Origin of the sequence: Actinobacillus porcitonsillarum (assembly GCF_003101015.1) — a bacterium.
Classification (GTDB): domain Bacteria; phylum Pseudomonadota; class Gammaproteobacteria; order Enterobacterales; family Pasteurellaceae; genus Haemophilus_A; species Haemophilus_A porcitonsillarum.
In genome coordinates this window covers 894845-907385 of sequence record NZ_CP029206.1, presented here as the reverse complement: position 1 = coordinate 907385, position 12541 = coordinate 894845, and the positions used below count along the sequence as shown (strand labels likewise).

At 40.6% G+C, this 12541-nt stretch carries 13 protein-coding genes; 8 read left to right on the top strand and 5 right to left on the bottom strand.

Features of this window, described 5'->3' with window-relative positions:
• Position 1: 1 nt before the first annotated feature.
• Positions 2–1417 (top strand): basic amino acid/polyamine antiporter, encoded by a 1416-nt coding sequence (locus DDU33_RS04550; RefSeq protein ID WP_005821262.1) that lies wholly within the window; start codon positions 2–4, stop codon positions 1415–1417.
• A gap of 31 nt (positions 1418–1448) precedes the next feature.
• On the opposite strand, the gene DDU33_RS04545 is transcribed toward DDU33_RS04550, so the two are convergent.
• From DDU33_RS04545 to DDU33_RS04525, 5 genes are all read right to left on the bottom strand, one after another.
• Positions 1449–1904, bottom strand: a complete 456-nt coding sequence (locus DDU33_RS04545) for a DUF986 family protein (RefSeq protein ID WP_108923402.1) — start codon at positions 1902–1904, stop codon at positions 1449–1451.
• A 73-nt stretch (positions 1905–1977) separates the two neighbouring features.
• Positions 1978–2814, bottom strand: a complete 837-nt coding sequence (locus DDU33_RS04540) for a PTS mannose transporter subunit IID (RefSeq protein ID WP_005821258.1) — start codon at positions 2812–2814, stop codon at positions 1978–1980.
• Between the two features lie 12 nt (positions 2815–2826).
• Positions 2827–3627 carry a PTS mannose/fructose/sorbose transporter subunit IIC gene (locus DDU33_RS04535; RefSeq protein WP_005821257.1) on the bottom strand — a complete coding sequence of 267 codons (801 nt, stop codon included), beginning with the start codon at positions 3625–3627 and terminating at the stop codon, positions 2827–2829.
• Between the two features lie 10 nt (positions 3628–3637).
• Positions 3638–4615: a PTS mannose transporter subunit IIAB gene (manX, locus tag DDU33_RS04530; RefSeq protein WP_108923401.1), complete on the bottom strand. Its 978-nt coding sequence runs from the start codon at positions 4613–4615 to the stop codon at positions 3638–3640.
• Positions 4616–4910: 295 nt separating this feature from the next.
• The gene (locus DDU33_RS04525) at positions 4911–6299 is read right to left on the bottom strand and encodes an SLC13 family permease (RefSeq protein ID WP_208620295.1); all 1389 of its coding nucleotides are present in this window, start codon (positions 6297–6299) and stop codon (positions 4911–4913) included.
• 331 nt (positions 6300–6630) lie between these two features.
• Here DDU33_RS04525 and DDU33_RS04520 point away from each other — a divergent pair, with 331 nt between their 5' ends.
• The 7 genes from DDU33_RS04520 (at position 6631) to DDU33_RS04490 (ending at position 12508) form a co-directional block, all read left to right on the top strand.
• Entirely contained in the window at positions 6631–7806 is a 1176-nt protein-coding gene (locus DDU33_RS04520) for a phosphoglycerate kinase (protein ID WP_108923400.1), read from the top strand.
• A gap of 103 nt (positions 7807–7909) precedes the next feature.
• Complete coding sequence (gene fbaA / locus DDU33_RS04515) at positions 7910–8986, top strand: class II fructose-bisphosphate aldolase (RefSeq protein WP_005821250.1); 1077 nt, start codon at positions 7910–7912, stop codon at positions 8984–8986.
• A gap of 82 nt (positions 8987–9068) precedes the next feature.
• The gene (locus DDU33_RS04510) at positions 9069–9863 is read left to right on the top strand and encodes a peptide ABC transporter ATP-binding protein (protein ID WP_108923399.1); all 795 of its coding nucleotides are present in this window, start codon (positions 9069–9071) and stop codon (positions 9861–9863) included.
• 10 nt (positions 9864–9873) lie between these two features.
• A complete protein-coding gene (locus DDU33_RS04505; protein WP_157951828.1) occupies positions 9874–10554 on the top strand; it encodes an AzlC family ABC transporter permease in 681 nt (226 codons plus the stop codon).
• Positions 10554–10847, top strand: a complete 294-nt coding sequence (locus tag DDU33_RS04500; RefSeq protein ID WP_005818425.1) for an AzlD family protein — start codon at positions 10554–10556, stop codon at positions 10845–10847. The genes DDU33_RS04505 and DDU33_RS04500 overlap by 1 nt, the downstream gene beginning before the upstream one ends.
• 87 nt (positions 10848–10934) lie before the next feature.
• Positions 10935–11573, top strand: coding sequence for a nitroreductase family protein (locus DDU33_RS04495; RefSeq protein ID WP_108923398.1), 639 nt, complete (start codon positions 10935–10937; stop codon positions 11571–11573).
• Positions 11573–12508, top strand: coding sequence for a DMT family transporter (locus DDU33_RS04490; protein WP_108923397.1), 936 nt, complete (start codon positions 11573–11575; stop codon positions 12506–12508). The genes DDU33_RS04495 and DDU33_RS04490 overlap by 1 nt, the downstream gene beginning before the upstream one ends.
• The last annotated feature ends 33 nt before the right edge of the window (positions 12509–12541 follow it).

Sequence of the window (12541 nt, the reverse complement as noted above, 5' to 3'; positions counted from 1 at the left end):
GATGTCAAATAAAAAAATTGGATTAGTTTCCCTGACCGCATTAGTGCTTAGCTCAATGATCGGTTCAGGTATTTTTAGTTTACCGCAAAATATGGCTGCTGTAGCAGGCTCTGAGGCATTGCTTATCGGTTGGGCAATTACCGGCGTGGGCATTATCTTCCTTGGACTTTCCTTTTTCTATATTTCTCGTTTAAAACCGGAATTAGACGGAGGAATTTATACTTATGCTCGAGAAGGCTTTGGCGATTTAATGGGCTTTATGTCTGCTTGGGGCTACTGGCTTTGTGCAACGATTGGTATTGTCGGTTATCTGGTGGTCGCTTTTGAAGGGCTCGGTACTTTTACAGATAGCGAAAGCACAGTCATTTTTGGGCAAGGTAATACGCTCGCTTCCTTTATTGGCTCCTCTATCATCGTTTGGCTCGTCCATATTTTGATTGCCAATGGGGTTAAAGAAGCAGCCTCCGTTAATCTTATTGCCACTTTTGTTAAAGTCTTCCCACTTATTTTGTTTATTGGGCTTGCTATTTGGTATTTCTCTCCAGAAACATTTAGCCAAGACATCAAAGCAACGGCTTTAAATAACAGTGTTTCTGATCAAGTCAAAAATACAATGCTCATCACACTCTGGGTATTTACGGGCGTAGAAGGTGCTTCCGTCCTTTCTGCTCACGCAAAGAAAAAAAGTGATGTGGGTTTAGCAACCGTATTAGGGATTATCATCGCTTTAGTGTTGTATGTTGCTATTACAGTGCTTGCCCTTGGTATTTTACCAAGAGAAGTGATTGCAGAAATGTCCAACCCGTCTATGGCTGGCTTACTTGAACAAATGATAGGTGCAAGCGGTAAAATTATCATTACATTTTGCTTAATTGTTTCCGTATTAGCCTCTTACATTAGCTGGACAATGTACTGCTCTGAGGTTCCTTATCGAGGTGCAAAAAATGGTGCGTTTCCTAAAATTTTAGATAAGCTCAATGAAAATGATGTTGCCATCAACTCACTATGGTTTACTGGTGCAGTTGTCCAACTTTGCTTATTCTTAGTCTTAATGACAGGCAAAAGCTACGAAACGCTATTATTGATTTCAACCTCAATGATCCTCGTGCCTTATTTGTTGATTGGCGCTTATTTACTTAAACTGGCAATTCAACAAAATGCGGCTTGGCATATTAAACTGACAGGTCTGATTGCAACACTTTATGGCATTTGGATCTTATATGCGGCAGGTTTAGATTATCTGTTGCTTTCAGTGATTTTATACCTGCCTGGAATAGGTTTATTCCTTTATTCACGCTATCAGTTTAATGGGAAGAAATTTAACCTAACCCAATGGGAAAAAGGGCTACTTCTTATTATTTGTTTGCTCTTTGTATGGGCGGTTTATCACAGCCTAACCAATATGGATTGGAGCTAAAACGAAAGGTTGCTCATTGAGCAACCTTTTTTTATTTATAACCACCAAAGAATGCAATAACCTTCTCCAGATCTTCTTGCTTTTTAATCCGAATAAAAAGGCGACGATTATTTTTCAGATCTACCACTAACACATTTTGATCGGCTAAATTGATTTGTGCAATCTGTTCATATAAAAAATAGAAATTGCCAAAGAAAAAGCCTTGCTCTTTTAATAGTAAACGAGGATAACGAATGAACGCCGAATAGACCGCTAAGACAATACAACCGCACAATAAGAATACAGTGAGAGGCTCAATACCTGTTTGTACGCCCTGCACGATAATTAACACAATTAGGGCAATCAAAATCCCAGTGTCTAAACTTGCTTGTCGAACTAACGGCACGCTTAATCGAGTTTCGCCGTTTCGTCTGTCCATAATGAGCTGATCATAAAGAATATAGAGCAAGCTCAAGCCAATAGCTAAAATCAGAATTATATTTGTCATTTGTAAAATATTCTTAAAAAAAGACCGCTTGTATTTTAGCACAAGCGGTCTGATTTATCGGATTTTTTGCAAATTATGCAAGAATACCTGTCCACGCACCGAAGATACCGATAACGAAGAAGCCAACGATAATCCAAAGTGCATTCACACGGTTACGTAATAACCACATACATGCAAAGGTTAAGAGTAACGGCAATAAACCTGGCATTAAGCTATCTAAGATAGATTGAACGGTGGTAATTTCCGTTGTGCCGTCTTGTTTTTGAATGGTAGAAACCACAAGCGGTACATTAATGCTTGTCCATTTCTGAACCAACGCTCCCATAATAAACAAGCCGAGAATGGATGCACCTTCGGTTAATTTTTGTAATAAACCGCCACTCATATCTTGTACAACGTTTAAGCCTTTTTTGTAGCCGTAAACGACACCGTAGTAACGGGTTGCTAAACGTACAAGGTTAAATAATACGAAGAAAAGTAGTGGACCTAATAAGCTACCTGTTAAGGCAACGCCTGCACCTAATGCTGCAAATACCGGACGTGCTGTTCCCCAATAAATCGGGTCGCCCACACCGGCAAGAGGCCCCATCAAACCAACTTTGATCCCGTTGATTGCCGCATCATCAATAGGTTTACCGTTTGCACGCTCTTCTTCCATCGCAATGGTTACCCCTAATACAGGAGCCGCTACGAATGGTTGAGTATTGAAGAACTCAAGGTGACGTTTGATCGCATCTTTACGCTCTGGTGAGTTTGGATCCGGATATAAACGTTTGATGACCGGTACCATTGAGTAGGCGAAACCTAACGCCTGCATACGCTCGAAGTTCCAAGAACCTTGGAAGAGATTAGAACGGCGTACCACCGCATTTAAATCGCTCTGTGTTACTTTTTTGATTTCAGTTGTCATAGTCTTACTTCCTTAGTCTAATCTGTTGTCAAGGTCGTTGTTTGTTGCTTGCACTTGCACCACTTGTTTACTTTGGTTGTATTTCGGGTGAAGTTGGATATAAATAATCGCTGTGATAGTACCTAAAACCCCTAATGCTACAAGGTTGAAATCGGTAAATGCCGCAATCACGAAACCTGCATAGAAGAATGGCATTAAGTGACCTGCACGCATCATATTGATAACCATCGCATAACCTACAACCGCAATAAAGCCACCGGCAATTTTAAGGCCTGTTGTTACAACTGGTGGAATGGCTGCTAACATAGATTGAACAGTATCCGTACCTGCCGTCATCGCAACGATTAACGCTGGGATGGCAATACGCATTGCTTGAAGTAATAACGCTGAACGGTGAATCCAATCCAGTTTATTTAAGTCGCCAGTTTCAACGGCTTTATCTGCTGCGTGTTGGAAACCAACTGTAATCGCACGTACAACGTAAGTTAAAACTTGACCTGCCGCAGCAAGTGGAATAGCTAGCGCAATCGCAGTTGGAATATCTTGTCCGCCCACGATAACTAAGATGGTTGAAACTACTGACGCTAATGCCGCATCTGGTGCTAATGCCGCACCGATATTCATCCAACCTAACGCTAATAATTCTAATGAACCACCAACAATGATCCCCGTTTTCATATCGCCTAATACGATACCGATTAAGGTACAAGCGATTAACGGACGGTGAGTTTGCCACTCATCAAGGATTGATCCCATACCTGAAATACAGGCAACAAGGAATACTAAGATAATTTGTAATGTAGAAATTTCCATAATAATTTCCTTAGATTAAGTTATTTTTCTTGAGTAAATCCATCATATATTGACGGCTATCGTTCGATACTTTACGCACATCAAGCTCAATGCCCTTCGCATCTAATACTTTAAATGCTTCGATATCTTTATCATCAACAGCAACGGCGCTAGTAATCATTTTCTTACCGTCTTTATACGCCATACCACCGATATTGATCGATTTGAACTCAACACCTGCTTCCATTAAACGAACCACATCTGTCGGGTTAGTGAAAAGTAACATCATACGTTCGTTCGCATATTCAGGGTTGTTGTAAACACGGATCATTTTATCCACAGGCACAACGTGAGCCGTTACTCCTGGTGGTGCAACACTTTTCAGCATCGTTGAACGCACGCTATCTTTTGCCACATCATCGTTTACTACCACAATACGGCTAACACGGCTCTCTTTCGTCCAACGAGTCGCCACTTGACCGTGAATTAAACGGTCGTCAATACGAGCCAAACCGATCACTAAGTTACCTTCTTGATTTTTTTGCGCCACTTGAGGTTGAGCCGGTGCCTGTGTTTGAGCCGCAGGTGCTGGTGTAGCAGCTTCTTTTGGTTGATGATTTAACGAACGAATACCTGTTGAACCGGCTTCAAGCGCAACTTCAACTAACTCTTCTAGCGTTTCAACATCATCACGAGCCATACAAGTGTTTACTAACATTGGAATGTTTACACCAGCCACCACGTCCATATTAGCTTTGCCTTCTTGGAAACGGTTTGCCGCATTAAACGGACTACCGCCCCACATATCGACTAAGAAAAGAACTTGATCACACTGTGAAAGAGGCCCTTCAACTAAGGCTTGATATTTACCCATAATGGTTTCTGCATTTTCACCTGGGACAAAGTCAATGTATGCCACATTTTCTTGTTCCCCGATTAACATCTCGGTCGTGCCGAGAAGTTCTTTTGCAGCGACACCGTGGGTTGCTATGATAATAGCAATGCTCATAGGTTGCTCCTTATATGAGAATTTAAAAATCAGTTAATTTTTTACAACATAAAAAAATTGTTCGGGGTGGATTTTAATGAAAGGGGATTTTTCGGCAATGAAATTTGTTTAAAAATGTGATCTACCTCTCATTTTCCTCTATCTAACTGAATATTTTTTGTGCTTATATTTTTAAATAGCAAAATAATTCGTAAAAAATAATTACAAATCAACCGCTTAATCAGAACTTATACTTAAAAAAGAAAACCTCGATATTCAATATCGAGGTTTTAATATGGAAATTAAATTCTCTTTTCTACCACCATGTTGTCCAGAAGAAGTAAGATAGACAACCTAAGATAAGTACGGAAGCAATATTTAAAATCAGCCCCACTTTTACCATCTCAGACTGTTTGATATAGCCGGTCGCAAACACAATCGCATTCGGCGGTGTCGCAATTGGCAACATAAAGGCACAACTTGCACCACAAGCAATAATTGCTGCTAATGAAATTGGCGGTAAACCCAGTGAATTCGCCACAGAAATAAAGATCGGCATCATTAATGCAGCACTTGCCGTATTTGAAGTAAATTCGGTTAAGAACACAATGAATGCGGCTAATACGCAAGTCATCACTAACCAGTGCTGGTTACCAATATAGCTTACAATTAAATCGGCAAGAAGTTTGCTTGCGCCGGTATCTTTTAACACAATTCCAAGCACCAAGCCGCCGCCAAATAACATCAACACGCCCCATTCAACACGCTCTTGAATTTGAGCCCATGTTGCCGTGTTAAAAATACAAAGCGCAACGACTGCAACCATTGCAACTACTGCATCAAAACTTTTTATGGATGAACTTAATCCTAATCCGGAACGAATTAAAGGCTCAATCACTGATCCTGCCGTTAAGCAAATTGCCGTTACCACGAAAATCACAAGGGTAATAATACGTTGCGAAGTTAAAGGGATCTCTTCTACATTCGTCTCAAATGGCACATTAAAATTAGGACGCAACACCACCCACAAAGAAAAGACCATTGAAAGCATTAACAAAATGGTTACCGGCATACCATAAGGCAACCATTCAGAGAAAGAGACCTTAATTTGTGAAGCTAAAATCGCATTGGGTGCAGAGCCAACTAACGTCCCCATACCACCGATACTTGAGCTAAAAGCCACACCGAGCAAAACAAACACGTATAAGCGGCGATTCTCTTTTAAATCCACTTTATGCAGAATACCAAGGGTTAGCGGTAGCATCATTGCGGCGATTGCAGTGTTGTTAATAAAAAGAGAAAGTAATGCGGTTACAGCAAAAAGATAAATAATCGTCAGTTTTAAATTCCCTTTTGCCAAACGGATCACGTGGCTGGCAATCCATAAATCTAACTTTTGCAGATTAAGCACGGCGGCAATCACAAAACCACCGAAGAACATAAAGATGATAGGTTCAGAGAAAGGGGCGAAGGCAGCTTTCGTATTCAATACATTTAAACCTATCGCAAATACTGGCACCATCAATGATGTTACCGTAATATTGAAGGCTTCTGTTAGCCATAAAATCCCCACAAACACTAATAAAGCTAACCCTTTATTTTCTTCTGGTGAAAATGGCAACCCTTTCAGCAAGGCAAAAAAGAGCAATAAATCGAGAGCGAGAATGACCAAGCCTCTCTTTGGATTTTTAGTAGTGCTTGACATAATATCTTCCTGTTGTGTTGAAATTTTGAACTTGTTTTATGCAATTTTTATCGCAATCGTTTGCGTTATACTATGCTTTTTTAGATAATGCAATAGCTGAAAATTGGCTTTTTTCTATTATTTTGTGAAATAATTGTTAAATTTACTACAAAAAATAAACTTTTTTAGCATTCAAGCGGTCTGATTTAGAAAATTTTTTACAATTTGAGCGAATTATTTTATTTAATAAAAAAATTAAATAATAATTTGATCTACATTCGCAAAATCTAATTATAAAGTGATATACTTCACTCGTTTATCATTTTTAACTTTGACAAAAAGAGGGCTTATTATGTCTGTAATTAAAATGGCTGACCTTGACTTAGCGGGCAAACGTCTATTTATCCGTGCTGACTTAAACGTACCGGTAAAAGATGGCAAAGTAACATCTGATGCACGTATCCGTGCAACGATCCCAACATTAAAATTAGCACTTCAAAAAGGTGCGAAAGTGATGGTTACTTCTCACTTAGGTCGTCCGACTGAAGGTGTATTCGAAGAAGCAAACTCTTTACAACCTGTGGTTGATTACTTAAACGCTTCAGATTTAGGCGTGCCTGTACGTTTAGTGCGTGATTACTTAGATGGCGTTGATGTAAAAGAAAACGAAATCGTGGTACTTGAAAACGTACGTATCAACAAAGGTGAAAAGAAAAACGATCCTGAACTAGCGAAAAAATATGCAGCACTTTGTGATGTATTCGTGATGGACGCATTCGGTACAGCTCACCGTGCTGAAGGTTCAACTTACGGCGTAGCAGAATTCGCACCGGTTGCTTGTGCAGGCCCATTACTTGCAGCAGAATTAGATGCTTTAGGTAAAGCATTAAAAGAACCACAACGCCCAATGTTAGCGATTGTAGGTGGTTCAAAAGTATCTACTAAATTAACTGTATTAGACAGCTTATCAAAAATCGCTGACCAATTAATCGTAGGTGGCGGTATCGCAAATACTTTCATTGCGGCAGAAGGCCACAATGTAGGTAAATCTTTATACGAAGCAGATTTAATCCCTGAAGCACAACGTTTATCAAAAGCAACAAACATTCCTGTACCGGTTGATGTACGTGTAGGTTTAGAATTCTCTGAAACAGCGGCAGCAACACAAAAAGCGGTAAACGAAGTATCAGCAGATGAGTCAATCTTCGATATCGGCGATAAATCAGCAGAAGAATTAGCGGCTATTATCCGCAGTGCAAAAACCATCCTTTGGAATGGTCCGGTAGGCGTATTTGAGTTCCCTAACTTCCGTAAAGGTACTGAAGTGGTTGCTCAAGCTATCGTTGATGCAACAGCTAACGGCGCATTCTCTATTGCAGGTGGTGGCGATACATTAGCGGCCATCGATATGTTCGGTATCGCAGATAAAATCTCTTACATCTCAACAGGCGGCGGCGCTTTCTTAGAATTCGTAGAAGGTAAAGTATTACCGGCAGTTGAAATTTTAGAGAAACGTGCAAACGGTTAATTTCTAATAGCCTAGGGCTTACGCCCTAGGTTAAGCATAGTTCAGCCCCTCTGGGGCTGCTAAAGAAAAATTCTTAAACATTACATTTAAAGGAAACACTAAAATGGCATTATTAGACATTGTAAAACCAGGTGTAGTAACAGGCGATGACGTTCAAAAAGTTTTCGCTTATGCAAAAGCAAACAACTTTGCAATCCCTGCAGTAAACTGTGTAGGCTCTGACTCTGTAAACGCAGTATTAGAAACCGCAGCACGTGTAAAAGCACCGGTTATCGTACAATTCTCAAACGGCGGTGCACAATTCTACGCAGGTAAAGGTATCAAACCAACAAGCGGTGCTCGTGCAGATGTTCTTGGTGCTATCGCAGGTGCAAAACACGTTCACGCATTAGCGGAAGAATACGGTGTACCGGTAATCCTTCACACTGACCACGCAGCGAAAAAATTATTACCTTGGATCGATGGCTTATTAGAAGCTGGCGAAAAACACTTCGCAGAAACAGGTAAACCATTATTCTCTTCTCATATGATCGACTTATCAGAAGAGCCAATGGAAGAAAACATGGCAATCTGCCGTGAATACTTAGCGCGTATGGACAAAATGGGTATGACGCTTGAAATCGAAATCGGTATTACCGGTGGTGAAGAAGATGGCGTAGATAACTCAGATGTTGAAGAGTCTAAATTATATACTCAACCTGAAGACGTTTTATATGTTTACGACCAATTAAACCCAGTAAGCCCACGTTTCACCGTTGCAGCAGCATTCGGTAACGTACACGGTGTTTACAAACCAGGTAACGTAAAATTAAAACCATCTATCTTAGGTGCATCACAAGAGTTCGTTTCTAAAGAGCGTAACCTTCCTGCAAAATCAATCGATTTCGTATTCCACGGTGGTTCAGGTTCTTCTCGTGAAGAGATCCGTGAAGCAATCAGCTACGGTGCAATCAAAATGAACATCGATACAGATACACAATGGGCATCTTGGGACGGTATCTTAAACTTCTATAAAGCGAACGAAGCATACTTACAAGGTCAATTAGGTAACCCTGAAGGTCCGGATTCTCCAAACAAAAAATACTACGATCCACGTGTTTGGTTACGTAAAATGGAAGAATCAATGTCTAAACGTTTAGAGCAATCTTTCGAAGACTTAAACTGCGTAAACGTATTATAATTTGTAAACTTTTCGCAAAATCAGACCGCTTGCAAAAGCGGTCTTTCCATTTTTCTCTGTCATAGAAAAGAGGAAAGATTGAATGGCGCTCCTTGAAATTCAGCAATTAAATAAACGTTTTACCGATCAAATTGGTTTATTTCGTAAACAAGATTTTTATGCCGTCCGCAACATCTCTTTCTCACTCAATAAGCGAGAAACCCTTGCGATCTTAGGCGCAAATGGTTCAGGCAAATCCACATTAGCGAAAATGATCATCGGGCTAACTGAACCCACTTCGGGTCAGATCTTATATCGTAATAAACCTCTGTCATTTGGCGACTACCAATATCGGGCAAAACATATTCGAATGGTTTTCCAAGATCCGAATGATGCCTTCGATCCCAACCATAATATCGGGCAAATTCTTGATGCACCATTAAAATCACTCACGACTCTCTCGGAAGAAGAACGTAATCAGCGGATTTTTCATACCCTCAAATGGGTCGGACTATATAAAGAACACGTATTAACGCCCATTCAATCGGCTTCGAGTAGCCAAAAACAACGTGTCGCACTAGCTCGAGCTTTAATTCTTGAACCGGAGATTTTGATTATTGACGATACCTCAAGCTCTCTCGATTTTTCAGTTAAGACACAAATGATTAACTTAATGTTAGAACTTCAACAACGTCTCGGGCTATCGTTCATTTATATTGGTCAACATCTTGGCTTAATTAAACACATTGCCGATAAACTCTTAGTCATGGATGCAGGAGAAGCCATTGATTATGGCGCAACCAAAGAGGTTCTGCTAAATCCACAAAGTCCAATTACCGAGCGTTTAATCGAAAGCCATTTTGGAAAAAAATTGACAGATGCCTCTTGGGTAGATTAGAAGGAAATATATGTATAACGATTTCAAACGAGGCATAAAAGATGCCCTGCCCGTGATGCTGGGCTTTGTTCCCTTTGCCCTCGTGCTTGGCGCACAAGCGGCACAAAAGGGAATGCAATATTATGAATTAGGTATGATGACCGGGCTGAATTTTGCCGGTGGTTCAGAGTTTACGGCTATCAGCTTATGGACAGATCCGGTAAATATTAGCTTAATTGTGATGATGTCTGTATTAGTCAATTGCCGTCATTTGATTATGGGGGCAACGCTTTCTCTCTATATGAAGCATATCAGCCGCCTTAAATCACTCGGCTTACTCTTTTTTATGTGTGATGAAGTCTGGGCAATGTCATTAGCGGATACCCAAAAGCACAAGCAGCAGCAAATCAATGTGAAATACTATATGGGCGTTGCCATTAGCCTCTATTTGATGTGGCTCATTTTTACTACCTTGGGTGCTTATTTGGGACCGATTTTAGGCGATATTGAACAATACGGCTTTGATATGGCATTTACCGCTGTTTTTATGGTTATGCTTAAAGAAATGTGGAAAACCTTTGATGCTGCTCGCCCTTGGTTTGTGAGTTTAATTGTCGCCGGTAGTGTTTATCATACCGTTGAAGGGGCTTGGTATGTCGCAGCAGGTGCGATTTCGGGCGTATTATCAGCCTATTTTTGGAGTAGAAAATAATGGAATGGAATGTTTTTTTTGCCATTATTCTCATGGCGTTTAGCACCTACTTAACCCGTATTGTCGGCTTTCTTATTTTAAGAAACCGTAAACTGAGCCCAACCACAGAAAAAGTGATGGAAGCCGTCCCGGGTTGTGTGTTGATTTCTGTTATTGCGCCGGTCATATTATCCGGCAACCTTGCGGATACGCTCGCTGTAATTATTACCTTTTTTGCTATGATGAAATTCTCACTTTTTCCCACAGTGGTTATTTCTATTGCCGCAACAGGATTATTACGTATGCTTTTTTAAACCAACAAGCGGTTAAATTTTCTTTCTCATTTGCAAATAAAAAACAAAATCTGACCGCTTATCATTCATCACATATAGGAAAACATTATGCAACTCAAAGATGTTATCGAACAACGTAAAACCATTAAACGTTTTGATCCTACTGTTAAAATCCCCCGCACTGAACTGGAAGAGATTTTTACCCTTGCCCTACAAGCCCCTTCAAAAGCCAACCTCCAGCCGTGGCGTTTTGTGGTGGTTGATGATGAAGCTCAAAAAAGCAGGCTGCTTGGCTCCGTTGCCCACAACGTTCCGCCTTGTGAAACTGCACCGGTTTTAGTCTTAGTATTAGCGGATTTAGCTTACGAAAAATTACTCGGCGATATTCTGGACTATTCCGTGGAAAAAGGCTGTTTAGGTGCAGGCTTCCGCCAAAATGCCTTTAATTTTTTACTTAGCGTACATCAAGCCGCTTCGCCGGCAGAAATTCGTGACCAAGTTCTGATTGATACCAGTTTAGCCGCCATGCAATTAATGCTTGCTATCAAAGATAAAGGCTACGATAGCCATGCTATTGGTATTTTCAATCGCCAAGCTGTCCTTGAATTATTAGAAGTCGATGCTGAACGCTATGCACCGGTAATGTTACTTGCTGTGGGCAAAGCGGCTACAGATCCTGTCCCAAGTGTGCGTTTACCGTTGGAATATACGCTCTCGTGGAACAATGGGAAAGGGTTTAAAAAATAATGCTCTTTTCACTTATTGGTATTTTGTTAGGCATTGGTGTCAGTTTTCAAACCGCCATTAACGCCAAATTACGCTCATTTTTAAAAGCCCCTTTTCTTGCCTCATTTGTCTCTTTTTCGGTGGGTACGCTCACACTGACCATTGCGGCTCAATGGCAAGAAGCGTCATTCTTGCTCAATATGGAGACCTGGGCACATGTGCCTTGGTGGGTTTGGATTGGTGGATTATTGGGAATGTTCGGCTTAACAGGCAACATTCTCCTCTTCCCCAAGTTAGGGGCAGTACAAACTGCCATTATGCCGATTTTAGGGCAAGTGATCATGGCGATGCTAATCGATCATTTTGGCTGGTTTAATGCCCCTCAATACAGTTTTAATTTGATGAGAGGTATCGGCATACTTTTCGTGTGTTTAGGTATTCTCTGCGCCGTTTTACTTCCTTCTCTTAAAACGGCTAAAACTAACGCTAATGAAAAATGGCTTTTTCTCTGGCAATTACTTGGTATTGGTGTTGGATTATTACTTGCGAGCCAAACAGCTATTAACACACAGCTTGCTAAAGAAATTCATTCCCCCGTTTATGCTGCTTGGGTTTCTTTCGTTGTAGGCGGAGCCGGATTATTTCTACTCATCTTATGCTACGAACGGAGTTTTAAACAGCTCAAAAATGCCATAGGAAAAGAGAGACCGATTTGGATCTGGTTTGGTGGCTCATTAGGTGCTTGCTTTATTTTCGGAAGCGTTCTACTTGTTCCTGAATTAGGAACAGGCGGTGTTGTTGTACTTTTTCTACTGGGTTTGATCAGCGGTAGCCTTACCATAGATAAATTCGGTTTATTTGGTTCAACGAGAAAAGCCATTTCGATTTTGCAACTAATTGGGCTAATGTTACTCCTCATCGGCGTCATCATTATCCAATTTGCAAAACAAGGGTAAAATTGAACCGCTTGTTACAATATCCCCTAGAAA